At 76.7% G+C, this 26,507-nt stretch carries 15 protein-coding genes; 10 read left to right on the plus strand and 5 right to left on the minus strand.

Annotated elements, in window-relative coordinates:
* Positions 1-215: 215 nt before the first annotated feature.
* Positions 216-1,670 (minus strand): FAD-dependent monooxygenase, encoded by a 1,455-nt coding sequence (locus tag ACZ6EJ_RS11390; protein WP_469266347.1) that lies wholly within the window; start codon positions 1,668-1,670, stop codon positions 216-218.
* 64 nt (positions 1,671-1,734) lie between these two features.
* On the opposite strand from ACZ6EJ_RS11390, the gene ACZ6EJ_RS11395 reads away from it, so the two are divergent.
* Together ACZ6EJ_RS11395 and ACZ6EJ_RS11400 are read left to right on the plus strand one after the other, a co-directional pair.
* A complete protein-coding gene (locus ACZ6EJ_RS11395; RefSeq protein ID WP_469266349.1) occupies positions 1,735-2,334 on the plus strand; it encodes a TetR/AcrR family transcriptional regulator in 600 nt (199 codons plus the stop codon).
* A gap of 127 nt (positions 2,335-2,461) precedes the next feature.
* The gene (locus tag ACZ6EJ_RS11400) at positions 2,462-3,037 is read left to right on the plus strand and encodes a P-loop nucleotide/nucleoside kinase family protein (protein WP_469266350.1); all 576 of its coding nucleotides are present in this window, start codon (positions 2,462-2,464) and stop codon (positions 3,035-3,037) included.
* A gap of 235 nt (positions 3,038-3,272) precedes the next feature.
* Here the strand turns inward: ACZ6EJ_RS11400 and ACZ6EJ_RS11405 are convergent, their stop codons facing one another.
* Both ACZ6EJ_RS11405 and ACZ6EJ_RS11410 read right to left on the minus strand, forming a co-directional pair.
* Complete coding sequence (locus ACZ6EJ_RS11405; RefSeq protein ID WP_469266351.1) at positions 3,273-3,794, minus strand: hypothetical protein; 522 nt, start codon at positions 3,792-3,794, stop codon at positions 3,273-3,275.
* Between the two features lie 178 nt (positions 3,795-3,972).
* Positions 3,973-5,316, minus strand: coding sequence for a hypothetical protein (locus ACZ6EJ_RS11410; RefSeq protein WP_469266353.1), 1,344 nt, complete (start codon positions 5,314-5,316; stop codon positions 3,973-3,975).
* A gap of 772 nt (positions 5,317-6,088) precedes the next feature.
* Here ACZ6EJ_RS11410 and ACZ6EJ_RS11415 point away from each other — a divergent pair.
* The 8 genes from ACZ6EJ_RS11415 to ACZ6EJ_RS11450 all read left to right on the plus strand — a co-directional run bounded on the left by ACZ6EJ_RS11415 (position 6,089) and on the right by ACZ6EJ_RS11450 (position 24,410).
* The gene (locus ACZ6EJ_RS11415; protein WP_469266354.1) at positions 6,089-7,267 is read left to right on the plus strand and encodes an SDR family oxidoreductase; all 1,179 of its coding nucleotides are present in this window, start codon (positions 6,089-6,091) and stop codon (positions 7,265-7,267) included.
* A 24-nt stretch (positions 7,268-7,291) separates the two neighbouring features.
* Complete coding sequence (locus ACZ6EJ_RS11420) at positions 7,292-8,848, plus strand: PfaD family polyunsaturated fatty acid/polyketide biosynthesis protein (RefSeq protein ID WP_469266356.1); 1,557 nt, start codon at positions 7,292-7,294, stop codon at positions 8,846-8,848.
* A 56-nt stretch (positions 8,849-8,904) separates the two neighbouring features.
* Entirely contained in the window at positions 8,905-14,982 is a 6,078-nt protein-coding gene (locus ACZ6EJ_RS11425) for an SDR family oxidoreductase (RefSeq protein WP_469266358.1), read from the plus strand.
* A 50-nt stretch (positions 14,983-15,032) separates the two neighbouring features.
* A complete protein-coding gene (locus ACZ6EJ_RS11430; RefSeq protein ID WP_469266360.1) occupies positions 15,033-21,608 on the plus strand; it encodes a beta-ketoacyl synthase N-terminal-like domain-containing protein in 6,576 nt (2,191 codons plus the stop codon).
* A 207-nt stretch (positions 21,609-21,815) separates the two neighbouring features.
* Positions 21,816-22,244, plus strand: a complete 429-nt coding sequence (locus ACZ6EJ_RS11435) for an STAS domain-containing protein (RefSeq protein WP_469266362.1) — start codon at positions 21,816-21,818, stop codon at positions 22,242-22,244.
* A gap of 32 nt (positions 22,245-22,276) precedes the next feature.
* On the plus strand, positions 22,277-22,936 hold the full coding sequence (locus ACZ6EJ_RS11440; protein WP_469266364.1) for a response regulator transcription factor: 660 nt from the start codon (positions 22,277-22,279) through the stop codon (positions 22,934-22,936).
* Positions 22,933-24,018 carry a PAS domain-containing sensor histidine kinase gene (locus ACZ6EJ_RS11445; protein WP_469266366.1) on the plus strand — a complete coding sequence of 362 codons (1,086 nt, stop codon included), beginning with the start codon at positions 22,933-22,935 and terminating at the stop codon, positions 24,016-24,018. The genes ACZ6EJ_RS11440 and ACZ6EJ_RS11445 overlap by 4 nt, the downstream gene beginning before the upstream one ends.
* Complete coding sequence (locus tag ACZ6EJ_RS11450) at positions 24,015-24,410, plus strand: response regulator (RefSeq protein WP_469266367.1); 396 nt, start codon at positions 24,015-24,017, stop codon at positions 24,408-24,410. Before ACZ6EJ_RS11445 ends, ACZ6EJ_RS11450 begins: the two co-directional genes overlap by 4 nt.
* A 73-nt stretch (positions 24,411-24,483) precedes the next feature.
* Here the strand turns inward: ACZ6EJ_RS11450 and ACZ6EJ_RS11455 are convergent, their stop codons facing one another.
* Both ACZ6EJ_RS11455 and ACZ6EJ_RS11460 read right to left on the minus strand, forming a co-directional pair.
* The gene (locus tag ACZ6EJ_RS11455) at positions 24,484-25,449 is read right to left on the minus strand and encodes an anti-sigma factor RsbA family regulatory protein (protein WP_469266369.1); all 966 of its coding nucleotides are present in this window, start codon (positions 25,447-25,449) and stop codon (positions 24,484-24,486) included.
* The gene (locus tag ACZ6EJ_RS11460) at positions 25,446-26,312 is read right to left on the minus strand and encodes an MEDS domain-containing protein (RefSeq protein WP_469266422.1); all 867 of its coding nucleotides are present in this window, start codon (positions 26,310-26,312) and stop codon (positions 25,446-25,448) included. The genes ACZ6EJ_RS11455 and ACZ6EJ_RS11460 overlap by 4 nt, the downstream gene beginning before the upstream one ends.
* Positions 26,313-26,507: the final 195 nt, after the last annotated feature.

Genomic DNA, 26,507 nt, shown 5'->3' on the forward strand with positions numbered 1-26,507 from the left:
GCCGCGCCACCCCCGACAAGGCCGACCAGGCACGCGACCCCCGCGAGCTCGGCCCCCGTGGCGGCCGGCCACCGAGCTTCGACCCGGTCGACCACCGCAGGAGGAACCGCGCCTTCGCTCCCCGATACGAGAAACTCGCGGTCCGCTACAGGGCGGCTGTCCTCATCCGAAGTCGTCGTCTTCCGCCTCTCGGGTCGCAGTGACCGGGTTCCCGCTCAGCCTGCCGTCACGGCGGCCAGGTACGCGGTGACGGCGGCCGCGTCCCGGGTGCGCAGTCCGACGTGTCCGTCCGGACGGACCAGGACGAGTTCGTCGTCGTGAGCCTGATACGCCGCCCCTGCCGCGGCGTGCGGGTCGAGCAGGTCGGAGCCGATCGAGTAGGCGTTGACCCCGGCGACGTCGGGCAGCGGGCCGGCGCCGAACCGGTAGAGCGTCCAGTCGCCGCCGCGTTGCAGCTCGAACAGGCGCACCGGGCGCCCGTCGGGCCAGGAGCAGAGTGCGTCGGGGCTGCGGTCGCCCGGGTGGGGGCCGGCGCCGTCCCAGCGTGGGCTGAGCGGGCCGCCACGGTAGGTGATCCCCATGCCGGACATCGCATCGAGGTCGGAGTCCTCGAACCGCGCGAAGCGCGTCAGCAGTTCCCTGGAAAGGCCCAGCGCGGCTGCGGCCATCGGCAGCCGTTCCTGCTCGTAGGTGTCCAGCAGCGGCTCGGGCGCGCCGTTGAGGACCGAGGCCAGCTTCCACCCGAGGTTGATCCCGTCGTGGATGCCGGTGTTCATGCCCTGGGCGCCTGCGGGTGCGTGGACGTGGGCGGCGTCTCCGGCGAGGAGGACGCGTCCGATGCGGTAGCGGTCGACCATCCGCTCGTTGTAGCGCCAGCGCGAGGTCCACAGGGCTTCGCGGAGCGTGACGACTCCGCGGCCGTAGGCGTCGTCGACGAGAGCCTGGTAGGTGGCGAGGGTCGGCTCGACGTCGCCGTCGCTCTCGTCGATCTCGGCCTGGAGCACGAACGCATCAGTCGCGGGCAGCGGCACCAGCGACAGGCGCTGACCACCGGATCGGCGACGGGCGTGCCACCAGTCGCGGTCGACGCCGTCGAGCCGGAAGTCCCCGAGCAGCATCTGCTGTTCCTCGCGGGTCACCCCGAGGAACGACACGCCCGCGAGCTTGCGGACGGTGCTGGACCCGCCGTCCGCGCCGACCAGCCACCCGGTACGCACGCGCTCGCCCGAGGAGAGGTCGACGGTGACGTCGTCATCGCCGGGCCTCATGCCGACCAGGCTCGTGCCGAACTCGATCCTGGCGCCGTACCCCGCGAGCAGGTCGCGCAGGGATTCCTCCAGTCGCCACTGCGGCAGTACCACCGGGCGGGCGAACGGTGTGGTCGGTGTCGGCTCGACGCCCTTGGTCATGTCGTGCTCGTGCACGCCGCCGTCGGGGTCCACGTACCGGATCACCAGGCGCGTCCGTCCGGCGGCGAGCAAGCGCCCTGCCACACCGAAGCCGTCCAGGAGTTCGAGCGTGCGCGGCTGGACGCCCTTGCCCCGACTCCCGGTCTGCGGCTCGGGTCGAGCATCGACGATGCGCACCTTCACCCCCTTGCGGGCCAAGGTCGCAGCGGTGATCAGGCCGGTCGGGCCGGCTCCCAGGATGAGGACGTCAGTGGCGGTCATACGGGAACCGTAACACTAACGTGTTAGGAATTCGTAACGCGTTAGCCTTTGCTATCCTGGTCTGATGGATTCGAAGGCGGGGCGCCGGGAGCGCAAGAAGGCGGCGACGCGGAACCACATCGCGGAGGTCGCGCTGCGCCTCTTCGTGGAACACGGCTATGACGAGGTGGGTATGCGCGACGTGGCAGAGGAAGCGGACGTCGCCGTGACCACCGTGTTCGCACACTTCGCCTCCAAGGAGGCCCTGGTCTTCGACCAGGACGAACACCACGAAGAACGCCTGGTCGGCGCCGTGGCGAACCGGAGCCCCGATCAGTCACTGCTCGACGCGCTGCGCACCGAGGCGCTCAACGCCGCCCGATGGTTCTCGACACCGAAATCCCTCTCGTTCTGGACCCTCGTCGAAAGCTCGGCCGCGCTGCGCGGCTACGCCTCCCACATGCAGGCGCGGCACGAGCAGGCCCTCGTCTCCGCCATCGCCTCGGACCCCGAGGCACCCACGTCCGCCACCGCCTGTCGTGCGCTCGCCCGCTTCACCCTGGACGCCTGCTCCCTGGCCCGGAACGCCGAGAACCCGCCGGCCGCGGTGGAGGAGGTCTTCGATCTCATCGAGCCCGGCTTCGCGCCCGCGGCGGGCCGACAGCCGGCGAAGCCGCTGAAGTAGCCGCCCTTCCTCACGTCCGGGCCGCAATGTCGGTACACGGCCGGTGCCGGACCGGCCCGGCCCCGGCCACCGGGCCCCCTCGGGGGCAGGTGAGCCACGACCGATCGAACGAACGAGGGATCCCTCCGTGCCGTACGCCCCTGCCCCCGCGAGCCTCCCCACCCTGGTCGTCGTCAGCGGACCGCCGGGAACCGGCAAGACGACGCTGGCCCGGAAGGTCGCGGAGGAGCTGGGCTGTCCCGCGATCGTCCGGGACGAGATCAAGCAGGGGATGGTCCTGGCCACGCCCGGCCGCCGCGGCGGCGGTGACGACCCGCTCGACCACCGGACGCTCGCCGTCTTCTTCGACGTGCTGACGTCCCTGCTCGCGGCGGGGACGACCGTGGTCGCCGAAGCGGCCTTCCAGGACAGGCTGTGGCGGGGCGGTCTGGAACCCCTCGCCGCGATCGCGCGCATCCGCGTCGTGCGCTGCACGGCGCCATCGGCCGTCGCACGGGCGAGGATCGTCCAACGCGCCCAGGACTCCGCGCACCGGGCCGCCCACGCCGACCAGGAGCTGCTCGACGCGATCGACGCGGGGACGTTCTCGTACGAGCGCTTCGCGCCCATCTCGCTCGACGTCCCGACGCTGACCGTGGACACCTCGCACGGGTACCGGCCCGGCCCGGAGGAGATCGCGGCGTTCCTCGGCGACCCCGCGTAGGGCTCCGAACAGACGGTCGCCCCGGGGGGGGGGGGGGGGGGGGGGGGGGGGAGGGGGGGGGGGGGGGGGGGGGGGGGGGGGGGGGGGGGGGGGGGGGGGCTACACCCNNNNACCCCTCTCCCCCCCCCCCTCCCCCCCCCCCCCCACCCCCCTCCCCCCCCCCCCCCCCCCCCCCCCCCCCCCCCCCCCCCCCCCCCCCCCACCGCCGTGCGGGTGCGCGGCGGGCCGGGCGCGTCTACCAGCCGGCCTTCACCGCGTTGTAGGCCGTACGGCACTCGGCGGCGGTGGCCTCCACGGACAGCGTCTCCATGGTGTCGACCCAGATCTTCTTCGCCACCTTCTCCAGCTCCCGCGTCGCGGCCGGCACGTTCGGGGCGTACTTCTTGATCGTCGCCAGGGACGACTTGGCGAACTTGTTGCACGCGGGCCCGGCCGCGTTGCGGTAGCGGGTGTCCAGGTCCGTGGCGACCGCCTGGCCGTTCTCGGTCGCCCAGGTGTTCCATGCCGCGCACGCCGCCTCGGTGAAGGCCGCCTGTTCGGCATCGCTCAGTCCCATGGCCTCGCCCAACGCGGTGTTCTTGACCTTGTCGGGGACCGTGAAGTCCACGACGGGGAACTTGTCCAGGGTTTCCAGCAGCGCCTCCTGACACGCGGGCGGCAGCGGGGCGGCGTGCGCGGTGGAGGGGGCGGCCAGCGCGGAGGCGGACAGGAGGACCGCGGTCAGGACGGTGCGCTGGACGGTACGCGAAAGGGTCATGGGTGGGCGCTCCTTGCACGAGGGGTGTGGGTCCGGGCGCCGCGTCAGCGCCCGGCGGCTACAGAACGATCACCGCCGTTCGCGGGTCACGGCCCTCCTGGGCGGCACACAGGGCCGTCGACCTCCCGTGCGACGAACGGGCGGCGCCCCGCGCTCCCCCTCGGCGCACCCGCCCGGCTCACCCCGCGGCGGTGCGCTCGGCCAGCTCGGCCACGGCCCGCTCCCACAGCTCCGGCAGCGACTCCCCGAGCGGGAGGACGCGGTCGGCGACGAAGGACACCTCGGCCCCGTCGCCGAAGAACGACAGCCCCACCCCGAAGAGGTGGCCGGGAACGAGCAGGGGCAGCAGGGCGGCGCCGGTCACCCGCGTATCCCCCAGGCTCCCCCGTTCGGCGAGCGGCATGGAGGTGGCCATGACGTCGGTGACGCGGGGCGAGAGCATCCTGCGCAGATACCACGCGGTGGGGCGGCCCGGCATGAAGCGGACCAGGTCCTGGACGGCCTGCCGCCACACCGCGCCGCGCAGCTTCCGGGTCCTCGCCACGACCTGGTCCAGTCGCCGCAGGGCCGTGTCCCCGTCCCCGGACCCGGCCGGGCGCTCCGGTGCGGGGTGCACGGGCAGCTCCAGCGGCAGGGCGAAGCAGCGGTTCCCCCACGTCTGGTCCTCCTCGGGGCGGCGCGCGTCGACGGGCAGCAGGGCCGTGACGCGGGGCAGCCGTACGCCGGAACGGGCCGACCACAGCGCCAACGCCCCGGCGAGCGCGGCCAGATGCGCGTCGTGGGCCGAGCCGCCGCGCGCGGCGCCGATCCGGCGCAGGGTGTCCGCCGGCACGCGCCCGCGCCACAGCCGCCGCTCCCCGGACGGGGCGGGACCGGGGTCCGGGCGGGGGCCGCGGACGGCGAGGACGCCGACCGCGAACCGCACGGCCAGCCCGAGGGCCGCGCCCACCCGGCGGGGCGTCCCGGCCCAGTGCGCCCGGCCCGGCACCGGGCGGGCCGACGGCTCGCCCTCGCCCAGCATGGCCCGGAAGGTCATGGCGGCGGCCGAACCGTCCTGGCAGGCGTGGAGGAAGCGGTAGCACACGGCGTACGCGTCGGGGGCGTGGCCGTGGACCAGCCAGATCCCCCAGTACGCGCCGGGCGCGAGAGGGGAGTTGAGCGCGGTGTCCAGGGCGGCGTCCCACCCATCGGGGCCGTCGGCGACCACCTCGCGCACCTGCCGGTCGACCGCGAAGTCCGCGTCCGGCCGCCACCCGGACCGCCGACCGCCCTCGACCCGGCTCGTGAGCAGGGGCAGCGAGTCGAGGCGGAAGCCCACGTACGCGCGCAGCTCCGCCAGGGTGGGCGGCGGACCGCTGAGGCAGACGACGCCGCCGGCGTCCCAGCGGACGTCGGGCCTACGCCGTTCCAGGTCGAGGAAGGCGCGGTCGAGCGCGTGCGTGGGGTGGCGGCGGGGCGGGGGCACGGACGGGGCGGGGCGTTTGGACGGTTCGGGGCGGGCGGACTGCTCGGCGTCGGTCATGGGCTTCGGGCTCCGATTCGGGCCGGGGGCGGGCGCGCCGGCGGAAGGGCGGGGGACGCGGGAGCCGCCTGGGCCGGGTGGCCCGGCCGCCCCGGCGCACCGCTGCCCGGACCGGCGGACCCCTCAGAATGCCCCCGGCCGGAGGCGGTCCCGTCCGGCACGGCACGCCGCACCGGCCCGGGCGGCCGGGCGTGCGCTCGGGTCCGCGGCGGCCGGCCGCGCCCGGCCTCCGCTCCCCGCGGCCCCCGGTTCCCGTGCGGTGGGGGGCCTGCGGCGCCTCGGCACCGGCCGCCTCCGACGGCGACGGGGGCCGCCGGGACGAGCCGGGGGGCCCGGCCGGCGGGTTCCCCCGAAAGGAGGACGGGGCTCGGGCCGCGCCCGTACCGCTTCGGCCGTCGCCCCACGCCCCGCCCGTCCCGGACGGGCCTGACCTGCGGTCATACCGGCACCGCGCGGGGCGGGCGCGGCGCCGGTCGCGGTCGGCGTACTTCGTTCGGGTGAGCGGGAGGAATCGGGGGCGGCGCCCCGCCCGCCGTCTGCCATCGTGTGCCGTGCGCCGGGGGCCTCGGGCCCGGGGAACCCCCGACGGACACCGGCCGCCCCGGACCCCGCCGGACGGGCCGGACCGTGCGCGGTGCCCCGGTGGCACTCCGCGTCGCGGGACGGCCGGCGGCCTCCCGTCCGCCCGCACCCGGTCGCCGTATCGGCGGGCCCCGCCCTCCGAGCACGCGGTCGCGGGCCCTTTCCTCCCACTGCCCTTGGAGCCGCGCTCGTGCACGTCGCCCTCACCGGCGCCACCGGATTCCTCGGACTGCGCCTGCTGCGCCGCCTGCTCGACACGCACCCCTCCGTGACGGTCCTGGCTCACGCCGGGTCGGGGGACGCCCTGCGCCGCATCGTCCGGTTCTTCGAACTGACGGGCGCGGCAAGGGCGTTCACCGCCGCGCTCCCCCACCGGCTGCGGGTGGTGGAGACCGATCTGGCGCTGCCGCGACTGGGGTTGTCCGGACGGGCCTTCCAGCGGCTCGCCGACGGCCTCGAAGCGATCTGGCACAGCGCGGGCAGCATCAACCTGGAGGAGGACCTGCCCGAGCTGCGCCGGACCAACGTGGAAGGGACCCGGCACGTCCTGGAGCTGGCCGCCGCGGGGAGCCGGACTCCCCTGGTCCACCACGTCAGCACCGCGTTCGTGGCCGGGGCGCGGCGGGACGGCGTGGCGTACGAGGACGAGCTGGACGACGCCCGCGGCTTCGAGAACGCCTACGAACGGTCCAAGTACGAGGCGGAGCTGCTGGTCCACGCCTGGTCCCGTGCGCACGGCCGCCCGGTCGTGGTGCTGCGGCCGAGCATCCTCGTCACGGACCTGCCGCCGCACCCCGAGCTGCCCGCCCACCCGCTGCTGGTCGTCGAGCGCATCCTGCGCGACGCGTGCCGTGCCGCCGGGGCCGCGGGCCCGGAGCCGGGCGGTGGGGCGTCCGCGTCCGGCGGTCCCGCCGGGGCGCGGGAGCGCGGACCGCGCGTGCGGGCGGTGGGGCATCCGCACGGCCGGCTGAACCTGCTGCCGGTGGACCACGCGGCCGAGGTCATGGTGCGGCTGGCCGGGCTGGCGCCCTCGGGCGGGGTCGACACGTACCACGTCGTCCATGACCGCGATGTGCCCGTGCCCACGGTCGCGGCCCTCCTGGAACGGCTGGCGCCGATCCGTATCGACCTGGTCGCCGCCAGGCCCGAGCCCCGGTCGGCGCTGGAGGCGCTGCTGGACTTCTACCCCGGCATGACGGCCTACCTCGCCCACCGGCGGCGGTTCGACGACACGCGGGTCAGGACCCGGCTGGGGCCGTCCGCCGCCTGCGCGCCGGTCGGCCTCGACTACCTCCTCGCCGGTCTGGCCCCGCGCGGCACGGACCCCGCCGGGCCGTCCGGGACACCGGCGCCCTCCCCGTCCGTCTGACCTTCCAGCCCGTTGGAGCCTGCCGTGCCCGTTCTCGCCACCCCCGGTCCCCCCGCCGCCATCGCGGCCCGCGCCCGGCTGATCCGGGAGCCCGTCCACATCGTCAGCGGGCCGGGCGGCCGCGAGCTGGGGATCGCGACCGGCCCCCGGCCGGCCGGTCCGGTGCTCGGCACGCTGCCGCCGCTGTACCCCGAGTGGCTGGGCGGTCGCACCTTCTGCGAGGCGCACGGCGTCCGCTTCCCCTATGTCGCCGGGGAGATGGCGAACGGCATCGCGACCACGCGGATGGTCGCGGAGATGGCGCGGGCGGAGATGCTCGGCTTCTTCGGGGCGGGGGGCCTGGGGTACGCCGAGGTGGAGCGGGCCGTCCACACGCTCGCCGGTGAGCTGGGGCCCCGCGCGAACTGGGGCGTCAACCTCATCCACTCACCGGCCGAACCGGAGCTGGAGTCGCGCGTGGCCTCCCTGCTGCTGCGCTGCGGCGTCCCCCGGATCTCCGCGTCGGCGTTCATGGAGCTGACCCCGGCGGTCGTGCTGTGCTCGGCCCGCGGGCTGCGGCGGGGGCCGGACGGCGGTGTCGTACGGCGTACGCGCGTACTCGCCAAGGTGTCCCGGCCCGAGGTGGCCGAGAGGTTCCTCTCCCCCGCCCCGCCCGCCCTGCTGGGGCCCCTGGTCGCCCAGGGGCAGTTGACCGGGGAGGAGGCGGAGCTGGCGGCCCTGGTGCCGGTGGCCGAGGACGTCACCGTGGAGGCGGACAGCGGCGGGCACACCGACAACGGGCCGCTGCCGGTCCTCCTGCCGCGGATCGCCGCCCTGCGCGACGCGCTGGGGCGGCGGTACGGCTACCACCGGCCGGTGCGGATCGGCGCGGCCGGGGGCCTCGGCACACCGGACGCGGTGGCCGCCGCCTTCGCGCTCGGCGCGTCCTACGTGGTCGTCGGCTCGGTGAACCAGACCGCCGCCGAGGCCGGCCTGTCCGACGAGGCCAAGGCGATGCTCTGCGACGCGGACGTCTCCGACGTGGCGATGGCACCGGCGGCCGACATGTTCGAGCTGGGCGTGAGACTGCAGGTCCTCAGCCGGGGGACGATGTTCGCCCAGCGGGCCGGCCGCCTCCACGCGGCATACCGGGCCCACGGCTCGCTGGAGGAGATCCCGCCCGCACTGCGCGAGGTGCTCGAACGCGACGTGCTGCGCGCCCCGTTCGAGGAGGTGTGGCGGCGCACGCGGGCCTTCTGGCAGCAGCGCGACCCCGCGGAGATCAGCCGCGCCGAGGCCGACCCGAAGCACCGCATGGCCCTGGTGTTCCGCTGGTACCTGGGCAGTTCCAGCCGGTGGGCGATCACCGGGGAGGGGGCGCGGCGGGCGGACTTCCAGATCTGGTGCGGTCCCGCGATGGGCGCGTTCAACCGGTGGGTGGCGGGCTCGTTCCTGGCCGACCCGGCGCGCCGGACCGTCGTGCAGATCGCGCTCAACCTGCTCGAAGGGGCCGCCGTGCTCACCCGCGCCCACCAACTGCGCACGTACGGCGTCCCGTTGCCGGCCGAGGCGTTCGCCTACGCGCCGTGCGAGCTGGCGTGAGCGGCACCGGCGCCGGCGAGGCGCCGGTGCCGACAGTCCGAGACCGAGGAGAGACCGTGCCCCGACCGACCCCCCGCCAGGTCCCCGTCGCCGTCGTCGGCGTCGGCGCGCTGGCGCCCGGCGCGACGGACGCGGCCGGCTACTGGCGGATCGTGGCCGGGGGCCGCGACCTGATCACCGAGGTGCCCGCCTCCCGCTGGCGCGTGGAGGACCACTACGACCCGGACCCGGCCGCCCCCGACAAGACGTACGCCCGCCGGGGGGCCTTCCTCCCCGAGGTCGACTTCGACCCGATGGCCTACGGGGTGCCGCCCGCCAACCTGGCGTCGACGGACACCTCCCAACTGCTCGCCCTCATGGTCGCCGACCAGGTGCTGGCCGACGCCGGCGGCCCGGACGCGGTCGACCGGGACCGGACCGGCGTCGTCCTCGGCGCGGCCGCCCTGGAACTGCTGCCGCACATGTTCGGGCGCACCCAGCGCCCGGCGTGGCTGGCGGGGCTGCGGGAGAGCGGGCTCGGGGAGGCCGAGGCGCGGGCCGTGTGCGACCGCATCGCGGCCCGCTTCGCGCCGTGGCGGGAGTCGTCCTTCCCCGGCCTCCTCGGCAACGTGGTCGCGGGCCGGATCGCCAACCGGTTCGATCTGCACGGCGTCAACCACACGGTCGACGCCGCCTGCGCCAGCTCCCTGGCGGCCCTGTCGACGGCGGTCGGCGAACTGGCCCTGGGCCGGGCCGACCTGGTGATCAGCGGAGGCGTGGACACCGGGAACGACATCGGCATGTTCCTGTGCTTCTCCAAGACGCCCGCGCTGTCCCCCAGCGGCGACTGCCGGCCGTTCTCGGCGGAGGCGGACGGGACCATGCTCGGCGAGGCGGTCATCATGTACGCGCTGAAGCGGCTGTCCGACGCGGAGCGCGACGGCGACCGCGTCCACGCGGTGATCCGGGGCATCGGCGCCTCCTCCGACGGCCGGAGCACCGCGATCTACGCCCCCCTGCCCGGCGGCCAGGCGCGAGCCCTGCGGCGCGCGTACGAGGAGGCCGGGTACGGGCCGGGGACCGTGGAGCTGGTCGAGGCGCACGGGACCGGGACGAGAGCCGGGGACGCCGCCGAACTGGAGGCGCTGGTCGAGGTGTTCGGCGCGTCGGGCCGTACGGACGGGCAGTGGTGCGCGATCGGCTCGGTCAAGTCGCAGATCGGCCACACCAAGTGCGCGGCGGGTGCGGCGGGGCTGCTCAAGGCGGTCATGGCCCTGAGCCACCAGGTGCTCCCGCCGACCGTGAAGGTGGAGCGGCCCACCCCGGCCGCCGCCGACCCGGACGGCCCGTTCTACGTCAACACCGAGGCCCGCCCGTGGGTGCGGCCGGCCGGGCATCCGCGCCGGGCGGCGGTGTCGAGCTTCGGCTTCGGCGGCAGCAACTTCCACGTCACGCTGGAGGAGTACGCGCCCCCGGGCGCGGGCGGCCGGGCGGCCCCGCGCCACCGCTCCGCGCCGAGCGAGCTGGTCCTGTTCGGCGGGGACTCCCCGGCGGACCTGGCCCCGCCGCGGGCGGACGACGGGCGTCCGCTGGCCGCGCTGGCGCGGGAGAGCCACGCCGCGTTCCGACCCGACGCGCGGGTGCGGCTGGCCGTCGTCGCCACCGGCGTCGAGGACCTGCGGGAGAAGCACGCGCGGGCCCTCGCGCTGATCCGGCGGCACCCCGGCGGGGCGGTCCCGACGCCCGCCGGGGTCCGGTACGCGTGCGGTCCGGCCGAACCCGGCCGCGTCGGCTTCCTCTTCCCCGGACAGGGCTCCCAGTACGTCGGGATGGGGGCCGGACTCGCGATGCTCGCCCCGAGCGCCCAGGCCGTGTGGGACCGGTGGGGCGGTGTCCGCTTCGACGGGCGGCCCCTGCACCGGGCCGTCTTCCCGCCGCCCGCCTTCACCGACCGGGAACGCGCGGAGCAACAGGCCCTGTTGGACGCCACCGAGTGGGCGCAGCCCGCTCTGGCGGTGCACGCGCTCGCCCTGCTGGAGGTGGTGCGGGGGCTGGGGCTGCGGCCTGACCGCGTGGCGGGGCACAGCTTCGGCGAGCTGGTGGCGCTGCACTGCGCGGGCGTGCTGGACGCCGAGGCGCTGGTGGGGCTGGCCCGCCGCCGGGGTGAGCTGATGCGGGACGCGGGGGGCCCGGCGGGGGCGATGCTGGCGGTGGCGGCGGACCGCGCGCACGTGGCGCGGGTGCTGGCCGGCGGGTACGGCGACCTCTGGCCGGCCAACCACAACGCCCCGCGCCAGGTGGTGCTCTCGGGGACGGAGGAGGCGGTCGTCCGGGCCGAGCGGGCGTTCGCGGCCGAGGGGACCGGGACCCGCCGGCTGGCCGCCTCGACCGCCTTCCACAGCCCGCTGGTCGCCCCGGCCGTCGAACCGCTCGCCGCGTACCTGCGCACGGTGCCCCTCGCCGAGCCCCGCATCGAGGTCCACGGCAACGCGGACGCCGCGCCGTACCCCTCCTCCCCCGACGCCGTGCGCCGCCGGATCGCGGACCACCTCGCCTCGCCGGTGCTCTTCCAGGAGCAGGTCGAGGCGATGTACGCGGCGGGCGTGCGGACCTTCGTCGAGGTCGGCGCGGGTACGGCGCTGACCGGCCTGGTCGGCCGGATCCTCGGCGACCGCCCGCACGCGGCCGTCCCCCTGGACCGGCCGGACCGGTCCGGGGCCGACGCCCTGCACGCCGCGCTCGGCGCACTCTCCGTACGCGGAATCCCCCTCGACCTCGAATCCCTCTGGGCGGCGTACGCCACGCCCGGAGCCTCAGCGAAGGAGCGCGAGCCCCGAATGACCGTGAAGATCAGCGGAGCCAACTACGGTCAGTTCCCGCCGCCCGGCCCGGCGTCCGGCCCGGCGTCCGGCCCGGCGTCCGGCCCGGCGTCCGGCCCGGCGTCCGGCCCGGAACGCGGCCCGGAACGCCTGCCGCGCCCCGACCCCGTATCCGCGTCCCAGCCGGGCGCCCCGGCGGTCCCCGAGGCCGCGCACGATCCCGCCCCGGACCCCGCCCAGCGGCCGCCGGTGTACGCCGCGCCGTGGCCGCCGGAGCCCGACCCGGTGCACGCCGCGGGGGCTCCCGAGGACGCCGCGGGCGCCTCGGACGGTGGCTGGCTCGCCGCCGTCGAGGGGGTCCAGCGGCAGACGGCGGAGGCCCACGCGGCCTGCCAGCGCATGTTGACCGAGAGCCACATGGCCTTCCTGCGGATGACCGAGACGACCCTGGCCGCGATGCTCGGGGCGCCGCTCACGGGGGACGAGGCGCGGGCGCCGCTGCCGCTCCCCCGTCCCTCCTCGCCCCGGCAGGCGCCCGTGACCGTGCTGCCCGCGGCGCCCGCCGCGCCGCCGGCGGCGGTCACGGGCGGTGTCCCGGCGGCGGTGCCCGCGCCCGCGCCGGCCGCGCCTCCCGCCCCGGCGCCCGTCCCCGCGCCGGCCCCCGTCCCCGCGCCGGCTTCCGCCCCCGCCGCCGAGCCGGCGGCCCCGTCGGCCGCGGAGCTGGAGGAACTGCTGCTGTCGGTGGTGGCCCGGCTCACCGGCTACCCCACCGACATGCTCACCCCGGACATGGAGTTGGAGGCGGATCTGGGCGTCGACTCCATCAAGCGCGTGGAGATCCTGTCGGCCGTACGCCGGGAGGCGGGTGACGTGGTGACGGGAGACGTGGCGCGGCTCGGCAAGCTCCGTACGCTGCGCGAGATCGTCGACACGCTCACCGGCGAGCCCGCCGGGGCACCGGAGCCCGAGGCCCCCGACGGGTCCCGCGTCCGCGCGGCCGCCCCCGCCGTGCCCGAGGCCCGCGAACCCGCCGCGCCGTCCGCGCCCCCCGCCGGGGCCGGTGCGGGGGCGCCGCTGACGCGGCTGGCGCCGCGCGCGGTGGAGTCGCCCGCGTCCGGACTGGTCACGGCGGGACTGCTGGACGGGCCCGTCGTGGTGGTCGGCGGCGGCGCGGACGGGGGCCCGGTCGCCCGTCTCGTCGCCCGGAAGCTGGCGGATCGCGGCGTGGACGCCGGCGCCGCCGCGGAGGCCCCCGCAGCGGCGCACGGAGTCGTCCACCTCGTCGCGCTGACCGCGAGCGGCGCGCCGGACGAGGCGCGGGAGGTCCACCTGTCGGCGCTCCGCGCGGCGCGTGCGGTGGCGGCCCGAGCGGAGACGGGCGGCGGGCTGTTCGTGACCGTGCAGGACACCGGGGGCGATTTCGGGCTCGCGGGCCGCGCGCCCGAGCGCGCGTGGCTCGGCGGGGTCGCCGCCCTGGCCAGGACCGCCGCGAAGGAGTGGCCGGACGCCTCGGTCAGGGCCCTCGACTGCGAGCGGGGCGGCCGGGACGACGACGAGGTCGCCGAGGCGGTCGTACGGGAACTGCTGGACGGCGGCGCCGACGGGGAGGCGGGCCTGCGCGCGGACGGCGTCCGCACCCTCCCGCGGATGGTCCCCGAGCCGGTGGCGCCGGGCGCCGTGCCCCGGATCTCCGCCGCGTCGGTGATCGTGGCCACCGGAGGGGCGCGCGGGGTGACCGCCGCGGCCCTGCTCGACCTGGCCCGGACCCACCGCCCGAGGATCGTGCTGCTGGGCAGGACCGACCCGGCCGCCGAGCCCGCCGGGACGGCGTCGGCGCTCGACGAGCCGGCGCTGACCCGTCTGCTCGCGGAGGGCCGCACGGGGGACGCGGCGGACTCCTCGCCCGCCCGGCTCGCCGAGCGGGCCCGCGAGATCCTGGCCGCGCGCGAGGTGCGGGCGACGCTGGCGGCGCTGGAGGCCGCCGGGTCGCCCGTCCGGTACGTGCGGGTGGACGTCCGCGACGGCGACGCCCTCGCCGAGGCCCTGCGCGACGTGCGCGAGGCATGGGGGCCGATCACCGGCATCGTGCACGGTGCGGGCGTGCTGGCCGACAAGCGGATCGCCGACAAGACCGACGAGCAGGCCGAGGCGGTGCTGTCGACCAAGGTGGACGGTGCGCGGGCGCTGCTGGCGGCGACGGCGGACGACCCGTTGGACACGATCTGCCTGTTCTCCTCGGTGGCCGCCGTGTACGGCAATCCGGGGCAGGGCGACTACGCCATGGCCAACGAGATCCTCCAGCACGTCGCGTCGGTCGAGCGGGCTCGCCGCCCCGACTGCCTGGTGCGGTGCGTGGCCTGGGGCCCCTGGCAGGGCGGCATGGTCACCCCGGCGCTGGCCGCGCGCTTCGACCGATCCGGCATCCCGCTCATCCCGCTGGAGCGGGGCGCCGCCGCCTGCACGGCCGAGCTGGACGGCGCCGCCGGCGGCGCGGCGCTCGTCGTCCTGGCGGCCGGGGACGACCCGGCCGCCCTGGCGCCGGCGGGTGGTCCGCGCCGCGCCCAGGTGCTGGTCCGCTCCGACGTCCTGCCGCAGCTCGCCGACCACGCGCCCGCCGGGGTCCCCGTGCTGCCCGTGGCGCTGGTCCTGGGCTGGTTCGCGGGGGCGGCCGCGGCGTGGCTGCCGGCCGCCGGCCCGCTCGTCCTGCGCGATCTGCGGGTGTACCGGAAGTTCGCCCTGCCGGACCTGGCCGGTGCGGGCCACCGGCTGACGGTGCTCGGGAGCCGGGGCGCGCCCGGTTCGCCCTCGGGCCTGGAGGCGGAGCTGCGGGGCGAGGACGGCGTCGCGCACTTCCGGGCCGTCCTCGACGCCGGGGCCGGGGAGCCGGAAGCGGCAGCGTGGGAGGTCCCGCTCGACCTGGAGCAGCCTGTTTCGGCCACCTGGTACGACGGGCCGGTCCTCTTCCACGGGCCCCGGTTCCACGCGCTGCGCACGGTGCGCGGCGTCTCGGAGCAGGGGGCCGAGGCGACCGTCGTGGGCCTGCGCGCCCTGGGGTGGCCGGGCGGGCACGGTCCGCTGGACCCGGCCGCCGTGGACGGGGCGCTCCAACTCTCCCTGCTCTGGGGGGCGGAGGTGCTCGGGGCGGCGGCGCTGCCGATGGCCGTCGCCGAGTGCCGGGTGCACCGGACCGGCCCGGTCGACGACGCCGTGCGGTGCGTGGTGCGCGGGCGGACGGCCCATGGCACCGGGGCGCGCTGCGACGCCGCGCTGCTCGACGCCGACGGGTCCGTCCGGCTGGAACTGATCGGCGTGGAGCTGGTCCGCCGCCCCTCCTGACCCCGCCCCCTGCCCCGCGCCACGCCACCCCGCCGTGAAGTGAGACTCGCATGGATTTCGAACCGATCGCCGTCGTCGGCCGGGGCTGCGTGCTGCCCGGCGCGCTGGACCCGGACGCGTTCTGGGAGAACGTCGCCGCCGGGCGCGTGAGCCTGTCGGCCGCCCCGGAGGGCCGCTGGCGGCTGCCGCGCCCCTGGGCCATGGGCTCGGTCGACGACCACCTCGACCGCACCTGGACGGATGTCGGCGGGTACGTCGAGGGGTTCGAGTCGGTCTTCGACCCGAGCGCCTTCCCCGGCGCCCCGGAGCGCGTCGCGTCGCTGGACCCGCTCTTCCACTGGGTCCTGTACGGGGTGCGGCAGGCGCTCGCCGAGGCGGGCCAGGAGGGTCCGCTGCCGCGCGGGGGCCTGGTGCTGGGGAACCTGTCGTACCCCACGGCCACCGGGGCGGCGTTCGCCGAGCACGTCTGGCTGTCCGCTCAGCCGCCCCCGCTCCCCGACGCCCTGCTGAGGGGGGAGCGCCGCGTGCGCCCCGACGCCCGCAACCGCTTCTCCTCCGGGCTGCCCGCCCGGCTCGCGGCGCGCGCGCTCGGCCTCGGCGCGGGTGCGTGGTCCCTCGACGCGGCGTGCGCCTCCTCGCTGTACGCGATCAAGCTGGCGTGCGACCGGTTGCACGACGGCACCGCCGACCTGATGGTGGCGGGCGCGGTCAGCCGCCCCGACCCGCTCTACCTCCACGTGGGGTTCTGCGGGCTGTCCGCGACGAGCCGCACCGGGCGCAGCCGCCCCTTCCACCGGGACGCGGACGGGCTGGTGCACGGCGAGGGCGCGGGGTTCGTCGCCCTGACCCGGTTGTCGCGGGCGCGTGCGGCCGGGCTGCCCGTGCTCGGCGTGATCCGCGGGGTGGGGCTCTCCAACGACGGGCGCGGTTCCGGGTTGATCAGCCCGGCGGAGGAGGGCCAGGTGCGGGCCATGCGCCTGGCGTACGCGGGGGCGGGCGTCGCTCCGGAGTCGGTGTCGCTGGTCGAGTGCCATGCGACGGGGACGCCGGTGGGGGACGCGGTGGAGGCGCGCGCCATGGCCCGTGTCTTCGCGGCGGCCGACGACGTGCCGATCGGGTCGGCGAAGTCGAACGTCGGGCACCTGCTGGCGTCGGCGGGGGTGGCGGGGCTGTTGAAGGTGCTCGGCGCGATGCGCGCGGGCGTGCGCCCGGCGACGCTCGGCGCACGGCAACCGCTGGACGCGCTGGCGGGCACCCCGTTGCGGGTGCTGACCGCGTCGGAGGAGTGGGCGGGGCCGCGCAGGGCGGCGGTGAGCGCCTTCGGGTTCGGCGGGACCAACGCCCACCTGATCCTCGACTCCCCCGACGACGCGCCCCCGCCCGCCGCGCCCCGGCCCGCGTCCGGCCGGGCTTCGGGCGGGCGTACGGAGGTGGCGGTCGTCGCCCTCGGCGCGCGGGTGGGCGGCGGGGGGACGTCCGCCGAGGACTTCCGCCGGGCGGTGCTGGGCGGCGAGCGGCGCGGTCCGGTCACGGAGATCGCCGTGGAGCTGACGGGCCTGTGCTTCCCGCCGCTGGCCCTGGAGCGGACCGTACGCCACCACCTCCTGGTGCTGGAGGCCGCTCGGGAGGCCGTAGGGGCGGTGAGCCTGCCCCGCGAGCGGACCATGGTGGTCATCGGCACGGGGGTGGACCCGGAGGTGGCCCGCGCGGGGGCCCGCTGGCGGGTGCCGTACTGGCTGGCGCAGGCGGGGGCGGCGGCCGCCCCGACGCCGGCGGACCGCGCCGGGGACGCCTTCACTCCCCCGATGACGGCGGAGGGGGTGGTGGGCAGTATGCCCAACCTCGCCGCGAACCGCATCAGCACCCAACTCGACCTGGCGGGCCCCAGCTTCACGGTGTCGGCGGAGGAGGCGTCCGGGCTGGTCGCGCTGGAGGTCGCGACGCGGGCCATCCGGTCGGGGGAGGCCGACGCCGCTCTCGTCGGCGCCGCCGACCTGTCCTGCGAGGTGGTCCACCGGGCGGCCCTGCGGGGGTCGGGGCGCGAGGAGGAGCCCGGCGACGCGGCCGTCGTCATGGTCCTGAAGCCGCTGGACGCCGCGCGCCGGGACGGCGACACGGTCATCGCCGTGCTGGACGAGGAGGGCGCGCGGGAGCCGGACCTGGTCGTCGGCGACGGCCCCGGCGCGGTGTTCGATCCGGCGTCGGCCTTCGGGCGGGCCCATGCCGCGTCCGGGCTGGTCTCCGTCGCGGCCGCGGCGCTCGCGCTCCAGCACCGGGCGGCGCCCCGGCCGGGCCGGCCCGCGGACACGGCGGCCGTCCCCCGCACCGCGCGGGCCGAGGTGGCGCCGCTGGAGGGGCCCGTCGCGGGCGTACGGCTGCGCGCGGGCGACGCCCGGCCGTGGCTGCGGGGCCCGGCCCCGCGCCTGCACGTCTTCTCCGGGGCCGACCGCCGGGAGGTGCTGGCCGCCCTGGAATCCGGTACGGAGTCCTCGGCGGGCCCGGCCCGGCTGGCGCTCGTGGTCGACGGCTCCGCCGCGTCGGCGGACCGCGGGGAGGCCGCCCGCCGCTGGCTGGCGGAGGGCGGGGTGCGCCCGGCCGACGTGCTGTACCGGGACGGCCCGGTCGCGGGGCGGACCGCCTTCGTGTACACCAACGGCTCCGCCGCGTACACGGGGATGGGCCACGAGCTGATGCTCGCCCTGCCCTCGCTCGGCGAGACCCTGCGCGAGGAGCACCGGGCGGTGGGCAGGCTGCTGCGGTCCCCGGCCGAGCCCGGCGTGCTCGACCAGATCTGGGCCGCGGCCGAACTGGGCGTCGTGCACACCGTGTTCAGCCGGGACGTGCTCGGGCTGCGGCCGGACGCGGCGCTCGGGTACTCCTCGGGCGAGTCGACGGCGCTGGTCGCGCTGGGGGCCTGGCCGGACTCCTCGGGGCTGTACGAAGCCACCCGCGACAGCGGCCTGTTCACGACCGAGCTGACGGGCGAGCTGCGGGCGGTCCGGCGCTTCTGGCGGCGGCGGGGCGTCGAGGGCTCCCGGTGGTCGAGCTACCTGGTCGGCGCGCCCCTCGCGGCCGTCCGCGCGGCGCTCGCCCCGGAGGCCGCGGTCCACCTGCTGGCGGTGAACGCGCCGGGCGTCTGCGTCATCGGCGGCGAGTCCCGCGCGTGCGCGGACGTCGTGGCCCGGCTCGGCGCGGACCCCGCGATCGAGCTGGACTACGACGTGGCGGCGCACGCACCGGAGGTGGCGGAGGTACGGGAGGCGTGGCGCGCGGCCCATCTCCGCCCCACCGTCGACGTGCCGGGCGTGCGGTTCTACAGCGGGGCCACCGGGCGGGCCTACCGGCCGACGGCCGAGCGGGCCGCCGACGCGATCACCGCCCAGGGGCTGGGCACGATCGACTTCGCGGCCATGGTCGAGCAGGCGTGGGCGGACGGCGTGCGGGTCTTCGTCGAGCACGGGCCGCGGAAGCTGTGCACCGGCTGGATCAAGCGGGTGCTCGGCGACCGGGAGCACGTGGCCGTCGCGCTGGACGCCCCCGGCGACGCCGGGCTGCGGCAGCTCTGCCTCGCGGTGGCCGAGCTCGTCGTGGCCGGTGTGCCGGTGCGGGCCGACGCGCTGTTCGCCCGGCTGGCCGAGGCCGCCGCGGAGCCGCCGCGCACCGGCCCGACCGTCACCGTCCCCGTACCCGCCCCGCCGCGCCTGCCGACCCCGGAGCCCGCTGTGACCGTTCTGCCTCGGGCCCCCGAGCTGGCCCCCGTGCCGGACCGCGGCCCCGGCGCGCCCACCGGCCCCGCCACCGCGCCGGAGGAGAGTCCCGGCGCGCCGGGGCCAAGCGCCCCGGCGGCCCCCGCCGCGCCTCCCGCCCCCGACACCGCCCCGGCGGCCTCCGCCCCGGACACCGCGTCCGCCGCCGCGCCCGCCGCGGCGGCGGTCGCCCGGCAGAGCCGGCGGGTCGCCGCGGTGCACCAGGAGGTCATGGCCGCGCACACCGAGGCACACCGGTACTTCCTGCGGGCGTCCGCGCTCGCCGTCGCGGCGCTGCGGGCCGGGGCGCCGCGCCCGGCGGGGTCCGGGCCCGGCCCCGTACGGCCGCGCGGCCTCGGCGCGCCGCGCCCGGCCCCCGCGCTCCCGCCGCCCCCTCCCCCGGCACGCGCGGCGTCCGCACCGGGCCGCAGGCCGGGGCCGGTGTTCGACCGCGCCCAACTGGAGCACCTCGCCACCCGTGAGGTCTCCACGCTGTTCGGCCCGCTCTTCGCCGAGCAGGACGGGTACGCGGTGCAGACCCGGATGCCCGCGCCGCCCATGCTCTTCGCCGACCGGGTCACCGGCATCGACGCGGTGCCCGCCGCGCTCGCCCTGCCCGGCCCGGTCCGCACGGACGGGCGGATCTGGACCGAGACCGACGTCCTGCCCGGCAGTTGGTACCTGGACGCCACGGGGCGTATGCCGACCGGCCTGCTGATCGAGGCGGGCCAGGCCGACCTGCTCCTGCTCAGTTGGCTGGGCGTCGACCTCCTCAACCGGGGGGAGCGCGCCTACCGGCTGCTCGGCTGCGAGGTGACGTTCCACGGCGCCCCGCCGAAGGCCGGCGACACCCTGTGCTTCGAGATCCACGTCGACGGCCACGCGGAGGCGGACGGCGTCCGGCTGGCCTTCTTCCACTACGACTGCCGGGTGGACGGCGAGTTGCGGCTCAGCGTCCGCGAGGGCCAGGCCGGGTTCTTCACCCCCGAGGAGCTGGCCGGCGGCGGCGGTGTCCGCTGGGACCCCGCCGAGCACCCGCCCGGCGACGACCTGCCGTGCGACCCGCCGGCCGTGCGCTGCGCACGGACCGCCTTCGGCCCGGACCGGGTGCGGGCCCTGGCGGCGGGGCGGCCGGCGGACTGCTTCGGACCCGGCTGGGAGGCGACGGCGGCGCACGTCCGCCCGCCGCGGCTGGACGGGAGCCGCATGGGACTGCTGGACGAGGTCACCGCGTTCGACCCGGTCGGCGGGCCGTGGGGCCGGGGCTACCTGCGCGCCGAGACCGCCCTGTCGCCGGACGACTGGTTCTTCGCCGGCCACTTCACCAACGACCCCTGTATGCCGGGCACGCTGATGCTCCAGGGCGGCCTCCAGGCGATGGCCTTCCACCTCACGGCCATGGGGTTCACCGTCGACCGGGACGGCTGGCGCTTCGAACCGGTCACCGGGCTCCCCTACCGGGCGATGTGCCGGGGCCAGGCGACCCCGGAGAACCGGCGGGTCGTCTACGAGGTGTTCGTCCGCGGCGTATCGGCCGGTCCGGAGCCGACGCTCCACGCCGACATCCTCGGCTCGGTGGACGGGGCGCAGGCGTTCCTGGGCCGCGGCATGGCGCTCCGGCTGGTCCCCGACTGGCCGCTGTCGCAGTGGCGGCACACGGGCCCGCCCGCCGTGCAGGCCGACGGAGCCCCGGCGCCGCTGCCGCTCCTGGGCGGGCTGGTCGGGCACCGGGAGGAGAAGCCGGTGGCCGCGGCGGCCGACGGGCTCCCCTTCGACTACGCCTCGCTCCTGGCGTGCGCCTGGGGCAGGCCGAGCGAGGCGTTCGGCGCCATGTACGAGCCCTTCGACGGCGCCCGCCGGGTGGCGCGGCTCCCCGGCCCGCCGTACCACTTCATGACCCGGATCGTGTCGGTGGACGGGCCGCAGGCCGGGATGCGGGAGGGCAGTGTCGTCGTCGCCGAGTACGACGTGCCCGACCGGGCGTGGTACTTCGAGCAGAACGGCGGCCGCGCCATGCCGTTCGCCGTCCTCATGGAGGTCGCCCTGCAGCCCTGCGGGTGGCTCGCCTCGTACGTGGGCAGCGCGCTGACCAGCCGGAGCGACCTGCTGTTCCGCAACCTCGACGGGTCCGGAACGGTCACCGGCGAGGTCGTCCCGGCGACGCGCACGGTCCGTACCAGGGCCGAGCTGACGCGCCTGTCCCGCAGCGGGGACATGATCATCGAGTCGTTCCGCGTGACGTGCGCGGCCGACGACGTGCCGGTGTTCGACCTCACCACCGTCTTCGGCTACTTCCCCCGGTCGGCCTTCGAGGACCAGCAGGGGCTCCCCGTCCCGGCTCGGGAGCGGGCCCGCCTGGAGGAGCCCTCCGGCTTCCTGGTCGATTTGACCGCCCGCCCCGCCCGGTACTGCGCGGGAGAGCCGCGCCTGCCGGGGCCGATGCTGCTGATGCTGGACCGGATCACCGGGTACTGGCCGGACGGGGGGCGCGCGGGGCTCGGCCGGTTGCGGTCGGAGAAGGACGTGCGCCCGGACGCCTGGTTCTTCCGGGCCCACTTCTTCCAGGACCCGGTGCAGCCCGGCTCGTTGGGTCTGGAGGCCATGTGCCAACTGCTCCAGTGGCACCTGCTCGAACGCGGCGCGGCCGAGGGCGTCCCCCGCCCCCGGTTCGAGGCGGTGCTGCCCGGTCGCGAGGCGGTGTGGACGTACCGGGGCCAGATCACCCCCGCCAACCGGCTGATCCGGGTGGACATGGACATCGTGGAGAGCGGCGAGGACGCGCGGGGGCCGTACGCCGTGGCGGACGCGACGCTGTGGGGCGACGACACGTGCATCTACCGGGTGGAGGCACTGGGCGTGCGCGTGGTGCCGGGGCGGTGAGGCTCCGGTCGCCCTCCGCGCCCGGTTCCCTCCTGCGTGTGTTGACTTCCACGGCTGGTGCGGATTCACTAGAGCGGAACTGATGCTTACGCACTATGAGGTAGTGGCGCGGGAGCTGACGACCAGGGCCCCTCATCGAAGGAACCGCGGGGGCCGGCGCCGCGCGGGACGTGCGCGGCACGCGAGCACGGAGAGGTGCGGTTCGCTGTGACTGTCCACCCGTTCACGACGCGCACCGTGCTGCGGCCGGGCGTCGCACGAGTGATCCTCGCCGGCGACCTCGACCTGGACACCGCCCCCCGTGTCAGGGAGGCGGTCATGGCCTGTCTGACGCATCGGCCGACCCGCCTCTGCCTCGATCTGACCGGCGTCTCCTTCTGCGACTGCGCCGGCATGAGCGCCCTGCTGACGGCACGGCGGTCCGCGTTGCTGGCCGGCGTGGACATCGTCGCGGAGGGGATCGGGACGCAGTTGGCGCGGCTGCTCTCCCTGATCGGCGCGGAGGGCTTCTTCACCGAGGAGGGCGCGCGCCCGGACGCGGAGCCGGAGCGCCGGCCTCCTGGCGTGGCCGTCACCCTGCGCGACGGAGAGGCGGTGGCCATGGCGAAGTGGCCGCCCCCGGACCTTCTGGCATGATCGTACGGTCCGCCACCTGCAAGGATGCGTCGATGCCCTCCCCCTCCTCCCCCCTCGGCCGCCCGGTCAGAATCCTGTTGGTCGAGGATCACGACATGGTGGCCGAGGCGATCTGCCTCGCCCTGGAGCGCTCGCCCGATCTGCGGGTCGTGGGGCGGGCGGCGTCGGTGGCCGCGGCCCTGGCCGATACGGAGCGCTGCGCGCCGGACGTCGTCCTGATGGACCGCCGCCTGCCCGACGGCGACGCGGTCGACGCCATCGCCGATCTGCTGGCGCTCGCGCCGGGCACGCGGGTGCTCGTCCTCACGGGCGAGGGCGGCGGGTCGGTGGCCGTGCGCATCGCGGAGACGGGCGGCTCCGGCCTGATCCTGAAGGCCTGCGGGCTGCACGAACTGAAGGACGCCGTGCGCAGGGTGGCGGCCGGCGAGATGGTGTTCAGCGAGAAGCTCCTGGGCGACGTGCTGGGACGGCTGACCGGCCGGACGCCGGGCCTCGGCGGCGACCTGACCCCGCGGGAGCGGGAGACCCTCCACCTGCTGGGGGAAGGCCGCACCACCGCCGAGATCAGCGAACGGCTCGGGATCGCCCTCAACACCGGGCGCAACCACGTCCAGCGGGTGCTGGAGAAGCTGGGGGCGCGGTCCCGCCTCGAAGCCGTGGCCATCGCCCGGCGCGAAGGGCTCCTGGCGTGACGGGGGAGCCGGCGCGGAAGCAGACCGCCCCGCTGTCGGAGGCCGCCTTCACCCTGCTGGTCCAGGGGGTGCTGGACTACGGCATCTTCATGCTCGACCCGCAGGGCCACATCATCAGTTGGAACGCGGGGGCGGAGCGGATCAAGGGCTACCGGGCCGAGGACATCCTCGGGCAGCACTTCTCGGTCTTCTACCCGCCCGAGGACCAGGCGTCGGGCAAGCCGCGGTGGGAGCTGGAGACCGCCGTGGCCGAGGGCAGGCTGGAGGACGAGGGCTGGCGCGTCCGCCAGGACGGCTCGCGGTTCTGGGCCAACGTGGTCATCACCGCCCTGTGGGACGAGGCGGGCGTCCTCCAGGGGTTCGGCAAGGTCACCCGTGACATGTCCGAACGGCGGGCCGCTCAGCACGCCCTCAGCGAGCGGCGGCGGTTGTTCGACCACCTGGTGCAGGCGCAGGAGACGGAGCGGCGCCGCATCGCGTGGGACGTCCACGACGACTCCATCCAGGCGATGGTCGCGGTCGGGATGCGGCTGGAGCTGCTGGCGGACCGGGTGCCGGAGGCGTACGCCGCGGAGCTGCGGCGCCTCGACGCGTCGGTGCGCGAGGCCGTCGGCCGCCTCCGCAGCCTGACCTTCCGGCTGCACCCGCCCGGCATCGACCGGCACGGCCTGGTCGACGCGCTCTCCGGCCACCTGGAGGACGTCGTGGGCTCCTCCTGGGGGATGGCCTACGCGTTCGAGCACCGACTGGAGCGCGAGCCGACGCCGGAGACGGCCATCACCATCTTCCGCATCGTCCAGGAGGCGCTGCTCAACGTGCGCAAGCACGCGCGGGCGGGCCGTGTCGACCTCCTGGTCAGGTCGTCCGACGGGGGCATCGTGACGCGCGTCGCCGACGACGGCACCGGCATACCGATGTCCCCGGACGGGCGCGAGCACTTCGGGGTCGTCGAGATGCGGGAGCGAGCGGAGACGGCCGGGGGCTGGTGGTCCATGCACAGCCGGCCCGGAACGGGCACGACGGTCGAGTTCTGGGTGCCGAACCCGCTGCCGGTCCCGGCGCCCGAGGACGACGCGGCGTGACCGCGGGCGGCGACTTCCCGGCCCTCCCGTTCCGCGTGCTGCTGTGCGACGACGACGCGATGCTGCTGGAGTCCCTGCGCGAGGTGGTGGAGGCCCAGCCGGACCTGGAGGTCGTGGGCGCCGCGTACGACGGCGGGCAGGCGCTGGAATCGGCCCGCCGCCACCGGCCGGACCTGGTGATCCTGGACGTCCGCTTCCCCGGCGGCGGCGCCTCCGTGGCCAGGGGCATCGCCCGGTGCTCGCCGTCCAGCCGGATCGTGGCGTTCTCCGCGTACGACGACAAGGGCTCCGCCGAGCAGATGCTGCGCGCCGGCGCCTTCGCCTACGTGCTCAAGGGCGCGAGCAACCGGGAGCTGCTCGCGACGCTGCGCCGGGCCGCCAGGTCCCGGTGACGACCGGCCGGTGCTGACGCGCACCCGGCGGCGACTGCGGGGTCCGCCCCCCTGGGCCTCCGGAGGGCCGCGATCACTCCAGTCCCATGTGGAGGCGGAGGACGAGCCCTTGCGGCACGGCCCGGATCTCCACCAGGTCGCACAACTGGTGCATGATCCACACACCCCGGCCGCCGGCCGCCGCCCGAGGGTCGGGCCTGCGGCGGCCGGTGAGGGGATCGGCCAGCAGGCCCCGGTCTCGGATCTCCGCGACGAGCTCGCCGTCGGCACACCACGTGCGCAGGGTGCCGCGGCCGCCTCCGTGGCGCACCGAGTTGCTGATGGCCTCTCCCACCGCGAGGAGCCAGTCCGTGCGACGGGCCTCCGGCAGGCCGGCGGCGGCCGCCGAACGGTGGGCCTCGTCACGCGCCGCCGCCAGTCCGTGCTCGTCGAAGGGGACGACGACGGCGTACGGCGGCGGCTCGGGCAGCGGAGTGTCGCAGTCGCGGGAGACCTCGTGCGGGTCGGTGTAGCGCGAGCTGGCGCGGTACTCCCCCGGAGATCCGATCACCGGGTGGGTGCGGTGCGCCTGCGACAGCACCTCTTCGGGCAGCGCCGTGTCGTAGGGACAGAGGATGCTGACCGGGCGCCCGGTGAACGCGAGGTTGATCAGCGCCTCGTGGCGGGTCGCCTCCCAAGCCTCCGCAGGCGTACGCCCGACCCAGATCGGCTCTCCCACGATCGAGACGCCGGCGGCCGCACCGCCCCCCGCGCCGTCGGCGAACTCCTGGAGCATCGACAGGATGCGTCCGGGGTTGCGTCCCGCCTGGCGCATGTCGACCCACGTGACGTGGTCGCGGTCGCCCCCGACGAGGTCCTGGAGCAGCGGGAGGCGTCGGTCGGGCACCGCCACCAGCACGGTGTGCTCCTGGGCCACGGCGTCCTGGACGAACGTCCCGACGCCGGCGAGGTACTCGTCGTCGGTGCCGTAGAACAGCGCCGGGTGGTAGAAGTCGGTCTGCCGGCCGGGGTCGGCCGCGGTAGGCCCGTAGGTTGTCATCGGTCCACGACCTCCACCACGGAATCGAGCTCCGGGAACAGTTGCAGTAGCCGCCGCAGGGGCGGAGGGGCCTGCCGGACCTTCAGCGGCGTGCCGCCGGGCCGCCCGGCGGCGGCGTCGGCCAGCACGGCCAGGGACGCCGCGTCGAGGTGGTGCAGGGTCGCCAGGTCCAGCTCCATCTGCTGGGCCGCCGAGCCCGAGACGACGGCGGCGGCGGCCGCGACCGTGTGCCGCGTGTCGTATCCGGCCGCCCCGGACATCACCAGGCCGGGACGGTCCACCAGCGGGGCCACCCGCAGGGCCGGTCCGGCGTGCGACTCCCCCCGGTGCGACACATGGGCGCTCGCCAGGACGTTCACATACGCGTCGGACACCAGCCGGCGGTCGTAGAAGCAGAGCGCCGTCATCGGGAGTCGGGCGAAGACCTCGCGGTGGGCGCGCAGCTCGTACTCCAGCAGCCGGTCGACGTGGGCGGTGTTCCGCGCCCCCCAGGACATCTCGCTGATCGCGCGCAGCCCCGTGTAACCGGCGGCGCGGGCGGCCTCCGCCGCGTCGTGCCACAGGCCGATCATGGCGTCGGGGTCGAAGCCGGAACCGGCGGGGCACGTCCGCCCGGCGACGGAGACGGACAACTGGCCGCGCGCCACGGCGCCCGCCGCGTCGACGCCCGCGTCGGCGAGCGCGCCGAGCACCTGGTCGGGGTCGGTGGTGTCCGCGAGGTACTGGACCCGCTCGCCCTTCTCCAGCCCTCCGCGCACGAACACGCGGGTGTGTTCGGCCCACTGCCGGTCGTCGGAGAAGACGACGCTGGAGTGCCGCCCCTCCAGCGACTCCCGCACAGGGGGCGCCGCCTTTCGCACCATCGCCACGCCCCGCGCCCCTCATCCCGTCCGATGCGACCTTCCTGAACATGAAAACACACGGGTACGACACGCCCGGCCCCGAAGTCCGCCCGCCCCGGACCGGAGGCGGCGGCACCGGGGGGGGGGGGGGGGGGGGGGGGGGGGGGGGGGGGGGGGGGGAGGGGGGGGGGGGGGGGGGTGGGGAGGCGGGCGGGG

This window comes from Streptomyces sp. NPDC041970 (assembly GCF_055588985.1).

What these genes read in the sequence shown, in the direction of transcription:
- ACZ6EJ_RS11460 (WP_469266422.1), bottom strand. Translation starts at nt 26,312, where the DNA reads ATGGTGCGAAAGGCGGCGCCCCCTGTGCGGGAGTCGCTGGAGGGGCGG.
- ACZ6EJ_RS11395 (WP_469266349.1), top strand. Translation starts at nt 1,735, where the DNA reads ATGGATTCGAAGGCGGGGCGCCGGGAGCGCAAGAAGGCGGCGACGCGG.
- ACZ6EJ_RS11430 (WP_469266360.1), top strand. Translation starts at nt 15,033, where the DNA reads ATGGATTTCGAACCGATCGCCGTCGTCGGCCGGGGCTGCGTGCTGCCC.
- ACZ6EJ_RS11455 (WP_469266369.1), bottom strand. Translation starts at nt 25,449, where the DNA reads ATGACAACCTACGGGCCTACCGCGGCCGACCCCGGCCGGCAGACCGAC.
- ACZ6EJ_RS11405 (WP_469266351.1), bottom strand. Translation starts at nt 3,794, where the DNA reads ATGACCCTTTCGCGTACCGTCCAGCGCACCGTCCTGACCGCGGTCCTC.
- ACZ6EJ_RS11390 (WP_469266347.1), bottom strand. Translation starts at nt 1,670, where the DNA reads ATGACCGCCACTGACGTCCTCATCCTGGGAGCCGGCCCGACCGGCCTG.
- ACZ6EJ_RS11440 (WP_469266364.1), top strand. Translation starts at nt 22,277, where the DNA reads ATGCCCTCCCCCTCCTCCCCCCTCGGCCGCCCGGTCAGAATCCTGTTG.
- ACZ6EJ_RS11410 (WP_469266353.1), bottom strand. Translation starts at nt 5,316, where the DNA reads ATGACCGACGCCGAGCAGTCCGCCCGCCCCGAACCGTCCAAACGCCCC.